The organism is Mobilisporobacter senegalensis (assembly GCF_003752155.1).
Classification (GTDB): Bacteria; Bacillota; Clostridia; order Lachnospirales; family Lachnospiraceae; genus Mobilisporobacter; species Mobilisporobacter senegalensis.
In genome coordinates this window covers 52,726-68,410 of the sequence record NZ_RJVG01000004.1, presented here as the reverse complement: position 1 = coordinate 68,410, position 15,685 = coordinate 52,726, and the positions used below count along the sequence as shown (strand labels likewise).

14 protein-coding genes are annotated in these 15,685 nt (G+C 33.5%); 11 read left to right on the top strand and 3 right to left on the bottom strand.

Annotation, left to right across the window (positions count from 1 at the left end; translation table 11 throughout):
- Positions 1-19 precede the first annotated feature (19 nt).
- The 4 genes from EDD66_RS07645 (at position 20) to EDD66_RS07630 (ending at position 5,326) form a co-directional block, all read left to right on the top strand.
- Entirely contained in the window at positions 20-805 is a 786-nt protein-coding gene (locus EDD66_RS07645; RefSeq protein ID WP_330510938.1) for a response regulator transcription factor, read from the top strand.
- 35 nt (positions 806-840) lie between these two features.
- On the top strand, positions 841-2,106 hold the full coding sequence (locus EDD66_RS07640) for a HAMP domain-containing sensor histidine kinase (protein WP_123608990.1): 1,266 nt from the start codon (positions 841-843) through the stop codon (positions 2,104-2,106).
- Positions 2,107-2,214: 108 nt separating this feature from the next.
- Positions 2,215-2,973, top strand: a complete 759-nt coding sequence (locus EDD66_RS07635; protein WP_123608989.1) for an ABC transporter ATP-binding protein — start codon at positions 2,215-2,217, stop codon at positions 2,971-2,973.
- A gap of 1 nt (position 2,974) precedes the next feature.
- On the top strand, positions 2,975-5,326 hold the full coding sequence (locus EDD66_RS07630) for an ABC transporter permease (RefSeq protein WP_123608988.1): 2,352 nt from the start codon (positions 2,975-2,977) through the stop codon (positions 5,324-5,326).
- Between the two features lie 42 nt (positions 5,327-5,368).
- On the opposite strand, the gene EDD66_RS07625 is transcribed toward EDD66_RS07630, so the two are convergent.
- The 3 genes from EDD66_RS07625 to EDD66_RS07615 form a co-directional block, all read right to left on the bottom strand.
- Positions 5,369-6,613: a hypothetical protein gene (locus EDD66_RS07625; protein ID WP_123608987.1), complete on the bottom strand. Its 1,245-nt coding sequence runs from the start codon at positions 6,611-6,613 to the stop codon at positions 5,369-5,371.
- Positions 6,614-6,853: 240 nt separating this feature from the next.
- Positions 6,854-8,224 (bottom strand): immunoglobulin-like domain-containing protein, encoded by a 1,371-nt coding sequence (locus EDD66_RS07620; RefSeq protein ID WP_123608986.1) that lies wholly within the window; start codon positions 8,222-8,224, stop codon positions 6,854-6,856.
- Positions 8,217-8,705, bottom strand: coding sequence for a sigma-70 family RNA polymerase sigma factor (locus EDD66_RS07615; RefSeq protein WP_123608985.1), 489 nt, complete (start codon positions 8,703-8,705; stop codon positions 8,217-8,219). The genes EDD66_RS07620 and EDD66_RS07615 overlap by 8 nt, the downstream gene beginning before the upstream one ends.
- Before the next feature lie 180 nt (positions 8,706-8,885).
- On the opposite strand from EDD66_RS07615, the gene EDD66_RS07610 reads away from it, so the two are divergent.
- The 7 genes from EDD66_RS07610 to EDD66_RS07580 all read left to right on the top strand — a co-directional run bounded on the left by EDD66_RS07610 (position 8,886) and on the right by EDD66_RS07580 (position 15,677).
- The gene (locus tag EDD66_RS07610; protein WP_170164289.1) at positions 8,886-9,095 is read left to right on the top strand and encodes an AAA family ATPase; all 210 of its coding nucleotides are present in this window, start codon (positions 8,886-8,888) and stop codon (positions 9,093-9,095) included.
- Positions 9,096-9,144: 49 nt separating this feature from the next.
- Complete coding sequence (locus EDD66_RS07605) at positions 9,145-9,450, top strand: AAA family ATPase (protein ID WP_170164288.1); 306 nt, start codon at positions 9,145-9,147, stop codon at positions 9,448-9,450.
- Between the two features lie 27 nt (positions 9,451-9,477).
- Entirely contained in the window at positions 9,478-12,054 is a 2,577-nt protein-coding gene (locus tag EDD66_RS07600) for a transglutaminase domain-containing protein (protein ID WP_170164287.1), read from the top strand.
- Positions 12,055-12,159: 105 nt separating this feature from the next.
- Positions 12,160-12,834 (top strand): response regulator transcription factor, encoded by a 675-nt coding sequence (locus tag EDD66_RS07595; protein ID WP_123608981.1) that lies wholly within the window; start codon positions 12,160-12,162, stop codon positions 12,832-12,834.
- Positions 12,831-14,066 carry a sensor histidine kinase gene (locus tag EDD66_RS07590; RefSeq protein WP_123608980.1) on the top strand — a complete coding sequence of 412 codons (1,236 nt, stop codon included), beginning with the start codon at positions 12,831-12,833 and terminating at the stop codon, positions 14,064-14,066. The genes EDD66_RS07595 and EDD66_RS07590 overlap by 4 nt, the downstream gene beginning before the upstream one ends.
- A gap of 218 nt (positions 14,067-14,284) precedes the next feature.
- Positions 14,285-15,019 carry a polyphosphate polymerase domain-containing protein gene (locus EDD66_RS07585; RefSeq protein WP_123608979.1) on the top strand — a complete coding sequence of 245 codons (735 nt, stop codon included), beginning with the start codon at positions 14,285-14,287 and terminating at the stop codon, positions 15,017-15,019.
- On the top strand, positions 15,012-15,677 hold the full coding sequence (locus EDD66_RS07580; RefSeq protein ID WP_123608978.1) for a DUF4956 domain-containing protein: 666 nt from the start codon (positions 15,012-15,014) through the stop codon (positions 15,675-15,677). Before EDD66_RS07585 ends, EDD66_RS07580 begins: the two co-directional genes overlap by 8 nt.
- Positions 15,678-15,685 lie beyond the last annotated feature (8 nt).

The window sequence follows — 15,685 nt, the reverse complement described above, 5'->3', positions numbered from 1 at the left end:
ACGATTTTTGGAGGCATAAATGGGTATTTTCATAATACTTGAATTAAAATCAAATTATGTTAGAATAATTTCAAGATTAAATATACCAAAACCATCAGTCAATATGGAGGAAGATATAATGTCAGATTATGATTGTTTGATCGTGGATGATGAAGAAGCGCTGTCCCAAAGCACTTGCGAATACTTTAATATGTTTGGAGTAAAAACTTATTGGGCAGCAGATGAAAAATCATGTTTTGATTTTTTATCCCATCATAATACAAACCTGATTTTATTAGACATAAATTTAGGGCGGACATCAGGGTTTCAAATTTGTAAGAAGTTAAGAAATACTACAGATAAGCCGATTTTATTTATCAGTGCGAGAACCAGTGATGATGATGTATTACTTGCCCTTAATATAGGGGGAGATGACTATATCCAAAAACCATACTCACTAAACGTTTTACTTGCAAAAGTGAATGCCGTATTAAAACGTTATAGCAGCAATTATAGTGGCAATACCAAGAATAGTATAAGTTTCGATAAATATACGATTGATCTGAATAAGGAAAAGCTTTTTTACAATGAAAGAGAAATTAAATTAAAGTCAATGGAATATAAGTTATTGACTTATTTGGCCCAAAACCAAAATCGAACGGTCACGAAAGAAGAATTATTTAAAAAAGTCTGGGGCGATTCTATTACTGGTGATGGAACATTAAATGTACATATTAGAAGATTACGTGAAAAGATTGAGAAAAATCCAAATGAACCTCATTATATTAAAACGGTCTGGGGAACGGGGTATATATTTGAATTTTAGATGCAAAGGTAAAAGAATGTTTTGAGGGATAATATATGAACATTAAAAAGGTTATTTTAGGGATTATAATAATATTATTAGTTGGGTCCGGTGTGGTTTTTTACGTTTTTCAAGATAGAAGTAAAGCAGAAATAGATATAGTTGCAGTGAATGATATTGCTCAGTCCCTGGCAGAAGAATGGAATAGTGTAAAGGATAATAAATTGCCTGGTCTGAACTATGAATTAGAGTATGTTGTACTGGATTCAGATAATAATTATGTTGCATCAACAAAACGTGATTTAAATACTGATATTAATTCAGCTATTCGCAATCGTGATACAATTATTGAAATTAAGTCTGATAATAAGGAAATAGGTAAACTAATAATTTATAATAATATAGATGATATATGGAATCAATATAGAATGTATTTGTTTGCTTTTACTGAGATATTCATACTTGCTGTAGGGGTGATAGGTATCGTGTACACGTTATATATTGACAGAATAATATTTCTCCCATTTCGAAGATTGACGAATTTTGCCCGCCAGGTGGCAGAGGGGAATCTGGATATACCATTAGAAATGGATAAGGGGAATCTGTTTGGGGCCTTTACGGAAAGTTTTGACTTAATGAGAGAAGAACTTAAAAAAGCAAGAGAGAATGAAAGAATTGCCAATCAAAGTAAAAAGGAACTTGTAGCATCTTTAAGTCATGATATTAAAACACCAGTAGCTTCCATTATGGCTGTAGCTGAGGTTATGCATGCAAAATCCAAGAATGCATACGAGAAAAAGCAATTGGATGTCATAAACTCAAAGGCAGAGCAGATCAATACCTTAATAACAAATATGTTTAATGCAACATTAGAAGAATTACAAGAACTTAAAGTTAGTGTTACAGAGCAATCAAGCAGGCTGATATACGATCTGATCAAAAATGCAGATTATAACAACCATGTAACCTGTTTTAGTATATCCGAATGCATAGTTTTATTGGATGAATTGCGATTAGCACAAGTTATTGATAATGTGATAAGTAATTCTTATAAATATGCATGTACATCAATAGACATATCCACATATATCAAAGAAAACTATCTTTTTATAGATTTCAAGGATTTTGGATCAGGAGTTCTGGAAGATGAGAAACCATTAATATTTAATAAATTCTATCGGGCTAAAAACTCAGAAGGTAAAAATGGTACTGGTCTTGGATTATATATTTCTAAGTATTTAATGAATCAAATGTCAGGAGATATTGAATGTGAAAATGTGGATGATGGATTTATAGTGAGGATCAAATTACTTATAGCGTAGAATATTTAAGGATTGGTTAAGAATTGTTTAAAGACCTGTTAAGGATTTAAGGATTATAATAAGACTGTAATTTAGAGACAGTCTTATTTTTTTGAAAGGGAAATGATGATGAGTAATGTAATAATATCAACAAATAAGCTTTGTAAAACCTTTTCCAATGGTGGATTACAACAACATGTGCTTAAAAATCTGGATATTGAGATCTATGAGGGGGATTTTACCGTAATAATGGGTTCCTCTGGGGCAGGAAAATCTACACTTCTTTATGCTTTGTCAGGGATGGATAAACCAACACTTGGATCCATTCAGTTTTTGGATAAAAATATAGAACTCCTTTCCAATGATAAATTGGCGGTTTTTCGCCGATTAAACTGTGGTTTTATATTTCAGCAAATGTTTCTATTAGACAATATGAGTATACTTGACAATATTCTTGCCAGTGGTTTGCTTATGAGTAAAAATAGAAAAATACTTACAGAGAGAGCCAAAGAATTATTTATACAAGTTGGCCTGGACGAAAATATGTGGCGTAAATTTCCTGCTCAATTATCTGGGGGAGAAGCCCAGCGTGCTGCAATTGTAAGGGCACTGATCAATCAGCCTAAAGTTGTTTTTGCAGATGAGCCTACAGGAGCTCTTAACTCCGCAGCGGGAAAAGCAGCACTTGATGTTCTGACCGGGATAAATAATAAAGGACAAAATATCATTATGGTTACCCATGATTTAAAATCAGCGAGAAGAGGTAATCGTATTCTATATATGCGGGATGGAGTGATTCAGGGGATCTGCAGCTTAGGGAAATATGTAAGCGGAGACAGGGAAAGACATGATAAGCTGCAGGCATTCCTGAGTGAAATGGGGTGGTAATGTGAATAAAATATCTATGCTGGCTTTTGCCAATATTAGAAAATCAAAAGGACATTCAGTTTCACTTCTTATTATGTTCTTTATAGCAGGATTATTATTTAATGCTGGGCTGCTTGTATTAATAAGCTTTGGAGGATTCTTTGAAAAGACAATAGAAGAACTAAATACCTCCAGTATATATTATGTTATGCCTAGCAATTATTATAATATGGAAATAGAAGAGTTTATTGCAAATAATAGCAATACATTGGAAATGCAGAAAGAAGAGTCTTTATGGGCGCAAGGAATCATAGAGTATCGGGATGATACACGTAAGAGCGTTTTTCTTATTAATGATGCTGATAAAACCCGGGAAATGTCAAAATGGAAATATATAGGAGAACATTTGGCGCCCGATGATATGTCAATTTATTTGCCATCCATTTTTCACGAAGATGGCGGATATCAGCTTAATGATAAATTTGAAGTGCTTTTTGGGGATGAAAGGTTTTCATTTACCATTAAAGGATTCATAGAAGATATATACTTTTGTTCCTTTGAACTGGGGCTGATGGGGGTTTATTTACCTCATGATACTTATGAAAATATTTCTGGTAAATTAGGTGATACAAATAAAGCAACAGTGATATTTGCCAACCTGAAAGAAATTAATAAAGATATTGAAAGCCATATTAAAGAACTGACAAATTTAGAAACTTTATCAAGTTCATCAGATATAGTGAATACATTATTAAGTTTTGATTTAAGTATTGTCAGGCTGTCACGGGTAATGATGGCAAGCATGGTAGCAATGATGATCGTGGCCTTTGCAGCAATCATTGTATTGGTATGTTTAATTGTTGTAAGATTTAGAATTGGCAACAGTATAGAAGATGATATGACAAAAATTGGTTCACTAAAAGCTATGGGATATACAAGCAGGCAGATTATTTTATCAATTGTCCTGCAGTTTGTCCTTATAGCATTTGCAGGCAGTATCATTGGAATATCTATATCATATCTTGCAACACCAATGTTATCTGATGTATTTGCACAGCAATCCGGACTGAAATGGGAACAGGGTTTTGATGGCAGAATCAGTAGTATTACATTAATTACTATTTTAATCTTTGTGATTCTTACTGCTTTTATTACAGCAAGACGTATCAATAAACTCCATCCAATTGTGGCATTGCGTGGTGGTATCATTACTCATAGTTTTCGTAAAAATCATATGCCCCTTAATACTTCAAAAGGCAGCTTAATAATTATTCTCGCTTTTAAGTCATTGTTCCAAAATATGAAGCAAAGCGTAATGATAATGGTTATAATTATTGGGGTAACTTTTGCAGGAACATTTGCAGTGATAATGTTTTATAATACCACTATCGATATAAAGGCATTTGCTGAGACACCGGGTATCGAGCTTTCTAATGCCTCGATTATTTTAAGAACGGATACGGATAATTCAAAACTTATCCATGATATTAAAAATATGAATCATGTTAACAAAGTTCAATTCATTGATGAAACAATGGTTAAAATGAATAATATTGAAGTAAGGTTCTTTATTATGGAAGATTATTCTGAAAAAATAACGAATACAATTTATGAGGGTAGATATCCCCACCATAGCAATGAAATAGCAATTGCAGGATATCTGGCAGATGTAATTAATAAAGGGATTGGAGAAAGTGTAACTTTAAAGATTGGGCATAGTAGTGGAGAATTTATTATTACCGGATTGACTCAGGGTGCATATATGGGTGGAGTAAATGCTTCCATGACATATACAGGCATACTAAGGCTCAATCCTGATTTCAAACAAATAAGCCTTCAAATATATTTGAATGATAAAACAAATACCACCCAGTTTGTTGCAGAGATTGAAAATCTTTCTAGTGATTCTATTCTATCTGTAGTAAATATAGATAAAACAATGGAACTTGGTACGGGAGCATATACTTCCATTGTGTCTAAAGTCGGAATTGGAATATTAATTGTGACGATATCGATCGTTATGCTTGTATTGTATTTTGTGATCAATTCATCAGTTACACGTAGAAAACGTGAGTTGGGAATCCAAAAAGCTATCGGTTTTACAACATTCCAACTTATGAATCAACTTTCAATAGGATTTCTTCCACCTATCATAGCAGGAGTCGGTATTGGCGGCATAGCTGGTATTACACAAACAAATAAGATTATGTCGGTAGTACAAAGAGCAATGGGTATTATGAAAGCAAATTATATTATAAAACCTCTTTGGATCGTACTACTAGGTATTACAATTATAATCATATCCTATATTACCTCTATGATTATCACTTATCGCATTCGGAAAATATCAGCATATGAGCTGATAAGTGAATAATAAAAAAAGCCTGGTAGTGATACCAGGCCTTGTTTATGATATCTATCGTCTTGGGCTGTTGCTTACTTCAATAGACTGTATTTTCTTCGTGTCTTTGTTAACAATGATTTCTACTTTGTCGAGGCTGCTCTCTTTCCCTGCAATTGTATAATACTCAAAAGAAGAAGAATCATCTGTTTCATATTTAGTACCTTTTAGAGCCTTTTCTAAATCACTTTTTGACATTCCTCTTGTAATTTTATGTTGAATCGTAATCGGCATATCAGTAGAGTTATCGCCGCCTTTTACAGTGGTTACAAAGCAATTGTCGATGGTAGTTGCAGCCTCGGCATAATTTCTTACGATAACACGTAATGATTGATTGTTTTTCATTAAAGTAATCCAGCCGGAATCTTTTGCCTTCACTGCAGGGTCAGATTCTTCTGGTTTTACTTTCCAGCCATTTTTCACAAATTCTGAAACCGGAGCAGGAAGTTGATAAAGAGCGCCATCATAATCAACGATGAAACTTGTTAAATCATTACCAAGTGAAGAAGGAGCTTTATATTCAGATACCACGGATGGAACTTCTGAACTTACTTCAGTATTCTGGCCTGCGGCTTCTTCTGTTAATACAAAATTCCTAAGATCTATTGAATTAATAACTTTAGTTTCTATATCAATATTTAAATCTATATCCTGATAGGAAGCATATTCATAAGTTAATGATGTATATAGAGAGCCTTCATATGTATCTGATGGATCACCATATGCCTTTATTACATCCTCCATAGTTGATTTTCCATATTGAATTCCACCAGGTAAAATAAGTGATATTTCTTTATCTCCAACTGCGTAGTTGTCGATTGAAAAGCCGCCAATCTGGCAGTTATCAAAGGATTCACTGTTTATACCAAGATTAACTATATCAACATATAATTTTAAGCCATCCTCATTTGAAAACTGCTCTGTAGTATATTGGTCCGGTTCTAATTTTAGAGAAGTGTCCCCTTCATATTTCCAGCCATTGGAGGTCAGATCACTATAGCTCATAGGGAATTGATAGATATGACCATTTAATTCAACCTGAAAACTATATAAATCATCGGATAAGCTACCATTAGAAGTGCTTTTTTCTGAAGGTGACTCTTCTTCATTAGAAGCTGTTTCATCCTGAGTAGTATCCTCAACAGTTTCCGTTACTTTTTCTTCAACATTTTCATTACTGACAGGTTTATCTTTTATGGAACAACCTGCCATCATGATACCTAGAACAATAATTAATAATGCAGTTAGTGTTTTTTTCATTTTTACACCGGGAAATTTATAAATATTTCCCCTCTCCTCTTATTATTTGTATTATATGCACAACAACCAAAATATAACATATTTAGATACAATTGTAAATATAAAAATAGAGAAAACAACCTGATTTGAAATGAAAAAGGGGTCTTTTAAATAATATCAATAGATGAAAACCATGGAGTATGGCACTGAACAAAATAGTGCCATACCCCATGGCTTTCATGATTAAATATTACTTAAGTATTATTTAATTAAATTGAATTCAACGATAAATTCTTCTCCTCCAATGTTTTTAACAACACGATAATGACCAATATCTAAGCGGGGAGTCAGCTGTTTTAAATCAATCACAAAATCTTGCTCAGAATTGCCGCTAAGGATCTGGGCAATCTCAATAAACATAAGATTTTTCATGGCAGGAACGACTTCCCAGGCATCACCAACTGATTTTTCAATACTATAGTCTACCCCGTAAGCAATTTCTTCTGAACCGGTGTTTTTAATGTTTAATGTAATGGAATGAGTGCTTACCGGATAAGAATCATTATCCATAGTTACTTCAGCAGATGTTGATACTGCCGGAGTTTCCACCGGCGCTACTGGCGCTTCTACATCTATACCGGAGGCCACGGGCATAGTGTCCCAGAAAATATTAAACATATCCTGATCCAGTTTAAAGAATCCTGCCTCTGGGGCATAAACATAACCTTCTTTAAAAAGTCGAAGAGTAGTGATCAAATTATCTTTTGTTTTAACATATACAAATTTCTGACTGTCATTCTCTGTGTTTTCTGTAAATAGATCGATGTTGTTGCCTATAGGTTCTGAGGTATAAAGTGCTGAAATAAATTGTTCAAAGGAATCATTCATCCTCTCATCCGCACGTTCCCCCTTCCCATTATTCCAACTATCGTAACTTTCCCATTGGTAGGATGTGATATTGTCCTGGAGATTCAGCTTATCAAAATAATCCGCACCTGTTTTTAAAACTTCACCTCCAAAGCTGTCATAAATTTCACAGCTAAAACCACCTTCATATTCAGAATAGGCCATTAATCTGTATTTACTATCATATCCTTTTACTGTATAAATATCACTTTCGCCAATAGTGGAAGCAAATTCTTTCGTATAATCCTCTTGTTTACTCCATTCATCAATGGTTCCTGTAGTCTTTCCTATATATTCTCCACGTAAATTCAACATATCTTCTTTCTTGACCATAAAGTTTTTATCTAATTCAAAGGTAGTATTACTTTGTATATAAATTCTTCCTTTATATACAAATAGCCCCATCATGCTTGACATTATGCTGCTATCTTCCTGTGCCTGTATTTCTGTCACGGGAATTGTAATACCTTTCGTAGAAGATTCGGTCATTACAATAGGATTATCCTGATTGTTGGATGACAGGTTATTGTTATAATTTAAAGCAAATGCACCGGCAGATATGATAACTGCTGCACTTGCAAAAGTTAAAATCAATCTTTTATTTATAGGATTATTATTTTTTTGATTACTATTCAATGTATTTTTCATAAGCTTTGCAGTCCTTTCTTTAAAATCTGGAGAGATTTCTAATTCATCCAGAGATTTTTTATAGTTTTCCTTATTCATATTCAAATCCTCCTTCTAATTTTGATTTTAGCAGGTTTCGTCCTCTGGACAGCCAGGTTCCAATAGTGGCTGGCCTTCTCGTCATTAATTCTGCGATTTCATTGATCGAGTAATTTTCGTAATAATATAGATGTATTACAGTACGGTATTTATCTGGCAAATCTAATACAACGGATAGAACTTCGCTTTGTTCTTCCTGCTGATAGCTTATATTTTCTTCCAATGGAACTTTTAATCGATTCCAGGATGATTTTAAATGATTCTTACATTTATTGATCGTAACCCTTATAAGCCATGCTCTCTCATGCTCCTCATTATCAAACCCCTTACCCCGCTTCATTAAACTAACAAATATATCCTGTACGATATCTTCTGCATCACTGATATTTTTAACATAGGTAAATGCCAGTTTAATAAGCATCGTGGAATAATTATCTAATATATAATGTATATATTCATCGGTACCAAATGAATATTGCATCCCTATCAACTCCTTTCACTAATAATACAAATAAGCAGCCTTAAATTTTTCAAAAAAATAAAAATATTTTATTTTGATTAAATATCTGAAAGTAAAGTATGTATGAAATAAATCCCGTTGACATATTTTGGTATTAAACATATAATGGGGACAAATTATATGGTATGCAGGGAGGAAAACATGGATAAGCAACCTATCATTAGCGATATGATCAGAAACATTGAAAAAGTTATTGTCGGGAAACGACCTGTAATTGAAAAGGCAATTATCACACTTTTGGCAGGGGGACACCTGCTGTTGGAAGATGTTCCCGGAGTAGGGAAAACAACCCTTGCCAATGGTATTGCCAAAACTATAAACTGTGGTTTTACAAGAAAAGAAGTCATCTAATCTTGAACCAGTAGTAGAAGAGAGTACTATCCTTAAGATGCAGGAGGATGTGGCTCAGATTGATGTGCATCAGGATTTATTAGGTTATATAGTGGAAATTACAGATGCAACGAGGAACAACAGCAATATCACTCTTGGAGCCAGTCCAAGAGCTACACTTGCACTTACAAGAGCAGCACAAGCCAATGCTTATATCAAGGGAAGAGATTATGTGATCCCGGATGATATAAAGGACATGGTAATTTCGGTGATTGCACATCGATTGATTATGTCACCAGAGGCAAGACTTAATAAACAGACAGCCCATAGCGTTGTACAATCTATAATTGAAAAGATAAAGATACCTATTCTATAAATGATTTATATTGATAAGGAGTTACATATGGTCAAAAATCGAATCATATTAATATTATCAATTATGGCAACCGCTGTCTTCGCATCTTTTTATGGGGGGAATATCCCATTTGCGCTGTTTTATATGTCCCTGATCATTCCTGTCATCTGTTTGTTATATAATTATTATGTATATTTACGATTTAAAATATATCAGGCAGTTGAGAATAAAACAGTTATAAAAGGAGAGGTGACAAGATATATATTTAAATTAACGAATGAAGATATTTTACCATATCATAACATTAAGGTGAATTTCTACCGTGATAAGTCCAGAATTCTTGGAATAGATGAAGATAACCAATATAGTCTGCTTCCAGGAGAGTCGAAAACTATGGAAACTTCCATCTGCTGCAGGTATAGAGGGGAGTATTATGTTGGTGCCAGATCTGTGACAATCACGGATTTTTTATATCTATTTTCCATTACTTATCCAATTCAATCAAATATGAAGATATCTGTTTTGCCTCGAATTGGATCTCTTACGAATCCTCAATTAATATCTCTAAATGCAGATTCTAAATATAATAAGAGAGGAATGAAGGGAGAAGAGGAAGAGGCAGATTGTGAGGTGAGAAGATATTTAAGCTCAGACAGTAAAAAAATAATTCATTGGAAAGCAAGTGCTAAAAAAGGTGAATTGCTTGTACGGCAATATATTAGTATTCCTAACAGAGGAGTTAATGTATATATGGATTTAGTACCCTTAAAGAATGAAACTGAGTTAGCAAAGGTAATCATAGAAGATAAGATTATAGAGAGCACGTTAGCTTTAGCTGACTATTGCAGGGGAAAGAGGATACCTTTTACTGGATTTTTTCATCAGGAAGAGATGGAAAGGATTACAATCTCCAGACAATCTGATCTGGATGAATTTTACCAAAGATGCGTCAATGTTTTATTTCGTGGAATGAAGAGTATAGATCAAATTTTAAAATGGGGAAGTGGGGATGTAAATACTAATATCCAGCATATCGTGATTACTCATTATGTTTCAGAGGATCTTTATAAGACTCTGGCGGAGCTGATAAAATGTGGAGCGGAATGTGGATTAATCTTAATCATTGAGGATATATCGGAAAGTAAAAAACATCTTATAGGATTAATAAAGGAATTAGGAACTAACACTATTATTTTGATGTTTGACTTTCATCAGATGCTTTATGGATTTTATTTATACAATATAAGGCCCCAGGAATCGGAAATTCTACTTAAAAACTGCAGAGCAGAAATTACATATCACAAAATAAAAACAAAATCTGTTTTTTATCCATTAAAGACATACCAATTAGAATCAGATACAATTTCATACGATAGCACCGGTCCCAATCTTTATGGAGATAAGTTGATGAAAAGAGGTGCAGCTTATGAAATCAGCTATTATGAAATCAACTATGAAAGTGATACTATCAAAAATTATCTTAGAAAGATAAGTAGAACGGATGGAAGTGGAAAACAGCCTGTAAATCAATCTTTTAACAATGATGAATTCAGAACATACCTGGAAGAAATACTTTATAATCATTATCTTGAGAATTATCCTATGGAAGATAATTTTATAGAAAAAATGAGAGAGCATACGAAATTAATAAAAAATGAATTTACAAAATTACCGGTGGTATCGGACAGAGTGAAGAATCTGGCAAAGGAAATTACGAAAAGCCATAATAATGATTATGATAAATTAAAAGCTATTGAACGTTACCTGTCTGCCTATACCTATACATTATCGCCTCCAAAACCTGAAAAGGTTGAAGACACCATAGAATCTTTTTTATTTGAGAATAAGAAAGGCTATTGTACTTATTTTGCAACAGCAATGGCTGTTTTAGGCCGATGCGTAGGTATTCCTGTAAGATATGTAGAGGGACTGGTAGTGAATTATGATGACTATGATGGTGAGAATTATCTGGTGAAGAATAGTGCTTCCCACGCCTGGGCAGAGGCTTATATGGAAGGGTTCGGCTGGGTTCCCTTTGAACCTACTCCAGGAAGGTATCATGAACGATTTTACATGTGGGAAGATAGAAAAACCGTAAGTACGGTATCTAATTCTTCTTCACCTCATGAATGGGAAAGTATACTAAATGAGCAGGCAGAAGAAAATAAAAAAATAATTCATCTTGAAAAAATGCAGCAGACCAGGTATATGTTTCATATTTGCGTCATTATTTTAGGTGGATTTGCAGGTTTGCCCCTAATATATATATTTATATTAAAATATGGCAAAAAGAACAGATTCTTAAAAGCTGCGTCCAATGAAAAAGCAAAATATTTATTAGGAGATATCTTAAAATTCTTAAAAATGGATGGGTATAAGTTGATAAGTGGGGAAACTCTATATGATTATGGAAAACGTATCAATCATAGATCGGACTTTGATGAAATTACTTTAGAAAGGGTATTTACCCTCTATAACAATATACGTTATTCTAAAAATGAAATAAAACCGGAAGATATAGAGTCTATGATCCTCTATTATAACTGCTTAAAAAAGAAGATGATAAAGAAATCAAAATGGAATAATAAAGTTAAGATTTATTTTTCTACCATTGCTTATAAATAGGGGTGTTTCCTTTTTTAAAGTTAATTTAAAGTTCCTATGATATAATGAAGGCAATGAGATCAGGAACTTGTTCAAAATATAATGATAAGAGATTGGTGGATATGAATGAGAATTTTACTTGCAGAAGACGAAAAGGAATTGTCCAATGCCTTAGTGGCTATTTTAAAACATAATAATTATTCCATAGATGCAGTATATGATGGAGCAGAGGCTCTGGACTATGGATTGTCGGGAAATTACAATGTGATCATTCTAGACATTATGATGCCTAAAATGAATGGTCTGGAAGTCCTAAAATATTTAAGGGAAAAAGGAATGGATACACCTATCCTGTTATTAACTGCAAAATCTGAGATTGAAGACCGTATATCAGGACTTGATATGGGAGCAGATGATTATTTAAGCAAACCATTTGCCATGGGAGAATTACTTGCACGAATCCGTGCTATGACCAGGCGAAAATCAGAATATACTCCTAATGTGCTTAACGTAAGTAATATCAAGCTGAACAAGGAAACTTATGAATTATCTAATGATACTGTCTCTATAAGATTAGGAAATAAAGAATTTCAGATGCTTGAAATGTTAATGAGCAATCCTAAGAGGATGATTTCCACAGAACAGTTTATGGAAAGAATCTGGGGATATGACGCAGAAGCTGAGATTAATGTGGTATGGGTATATATATCCTATCTTCGAAAAAGACTGGTATCTTTAGATGCCAAAGTAAGAATTAAGGCAATAAGAGGAATTGGGTACACTCTGGAGGAAGACAAATGATAAAGAAGCTTCAAAGAAAATTCATAATGATCACAATGGGTTCACTAGCGTTAGTAATCGCAATTCTTCTGGGATCTATCAATGCCATTAATCTTTACCAGATGGAGAAAAAGATTAATGGGGCTATGGATCTTCTTATAGAAAATCAAGGCAGGTTTCCCCAGTTTGAAAGAAAAAAACCTCCCCAGATGGAACCAAGGTCAGGATTTAAAATGGATGAAGAAACACCATTTGAAACCAGATATTTTGTGGTTGAAGTAAATGAAGATGGGACAATCAGAACGATTGATACCAGTCATATAGCAGCAGTATCTTCAGAGGATGCAAAAGAGTATGGGAATAAAGTAATAGAGAGCGGTAAGAAAAAGGGATACAAAGGAATATATAAATATGCAGTAGGGGAACAATCCTATGGTTCTATTATCATATTTGTTAATTGTAAGAATCAGATACAGACGGCCATGCTATTTTTAATCACATCTGTCATAGTAGCATTAATTAATTATTTGCTTGTTTTTATATTAGTATATATATTTTCCAAAAAAGCGATTAAACCGGTAATCGAAAGTATGGAAAAACAGAAACAGTTCATTACCGATGCAGGACATGAAATCAAAACACCCCTTGCCATTATTTCTGCCAATACAGATGTTTTAGAACTTACAAGTGGTGAGAACGAATGGATTACCAGCATAAGGAATCAAACCAATCGCCTGGATAAGCTGGTTAAAAATCTGCTAATACTTTCAAAAATGGATGAAGCAAATGTTAATATGGAAATGAAAACTTTTAAATTAAGCCAGATGGTTCAAGAAGCAGCAGATTCTTTTGAAGCCATTGCAGAAACACAGAATAAAAAGTATATTATGGATATTCAACCGGGGATAGATTTCTATGGAGATGAGAGCAGTATTCACCAACTTGTTTCTACCCTTTTAGACAATGCAATGAAATATTCTGATGAAGAAGGAACGATTCGTATCAGCCTGACATCAAGTAAAAAGAGGATACAATTGGAAGTTTATAATACTACAGAAATAATAGAGAAAGAAAACTTAAATAAATTATTTGACCGTTTTTACAGAGCAGATTTCTCCAGGTCCAGGGAAACCGGTGGGTATGGGATTGGACTATCCATTGTAGATTCTATTGTAAAAATTCATCATGGAAAAATTACGGTTAAATCCACAGATGAAAAATCGATTTCCTTTACAGTGATCTTATCCAATTAAAATCAGTTTTTTTATTGCAAGCCCTATAAATTTTATAATTTGTTGTTGAAAGACAGAATGGAACTTTTGTTTTTCAACAACTTTTTTAATTTACAGGAAAGTTCTTTGAACTTCCTTATAAATTAAAGTTAATTTAAGGTATTCTTTAAAGTTCATTTTAAGTAATACCAGTACAATTGGTATAAAGATAATAGATAATGAAAACAGGAGGAAATAATATGGGACAGCCACAGGGAACATTTAGGCGATATGAAAAAAAGTATCTGTTAAATGGGAAAAACTATAAAATATTACGCCAGAGGCTAATTGATAAATGCCATGTGGATCAATATGGGAGAATAAAAATATGTAATATTTATTTTGACACTCCAGAGCATTTGTTAATACGTTCTTCCCTGGAAAAACCAGTGTATAAAGAAAAATTACGATTAAGAAGTTATGGGATACCAGAAGAAGAGGATAAAGTTTTTGTAGAACTTAAAAAGAAATACAAAGGAATTGTATATAAAAGACGTGTTGGGATGGAACTTAGTGAAGCGGAACGATATTTATATTATTTGGAATATATGAATGATGATTCACAAATAATCAACGAACTTAATTGGTTTTTAAAATTCTATAAGGAAATAAGACCTGCAATGTATATCTCCTATGACCGTGTTGCATTGTATGGAGCAGAGAATCCGGAACTCCGTATTACTTTTGACAGTAATATACTTTGGAGAGAAGAGGATCTATGGTTAGAGCACGGTTCCTGGGGAAATTCTCTCCTGAATGAAGATGAACATCTGATGGAAATAAAAATTCCTGGAGCATTCCCTGTGTGGTTATCACATATTTTAGATGAATTGGAAATTTATCCAGTATCCTTTTCGAAGTATGGAAGAGCTTATACAAAGGTTGAATTATTAAAACAAAAGGAAAGAGAAGAAGGAGTTATTAAATATGCTTAATTCAATCGTTACAAATACATTTTCTATTACAACTTTTTTAATAAGTTTAGCCTGTTCCCTGGCATTAGGGGCAGTGCTTGGATGGATGCACAGTTTACTTAATAATAGCAGTAAAGGTTTTACAATGGCAGTTGCCATCTTACCTGCAATTGTACAAATAGTGATCATGTTAGTAAATGGTAATCTTGGAACGTCTGTTGCTGTCATGGGAGCATTTAGTCTGGTACGTTTTCGTTCCATACCAGGAAGTGCCAAAGAAATTTGCAGCATTTTTTCGGCCATGGCAGTAGGACTTGCAACTGGAATGGGATATTTAACAGTTGCAGTACTATTTACCATAATTATGAGCCTTGTGAGTCTGCTGTATCATGTCATGGGGTTCGGGAAAAGGAAAATTGAAGAGAAAGAGTTAAAGATTACGATTCCGGAGAGTCTGGATTATACAGGGATCTTTGACGATTTGTTTGAAGAATATACAATGAAACATGATTTGATCAGAGTAAAAACGGCCAACATGGGAAGTCTTTATAAATTAGATTATCGTATTCGAATGAAAGTATCAGAAAATGAAAAAAACCTCATTGATGAATTACGATGCCGAAATGGTAACCTGGAAATTATTTGTGGTAAAGTTACATATGGAAGTGATGAACTTTAAGAGAGGAG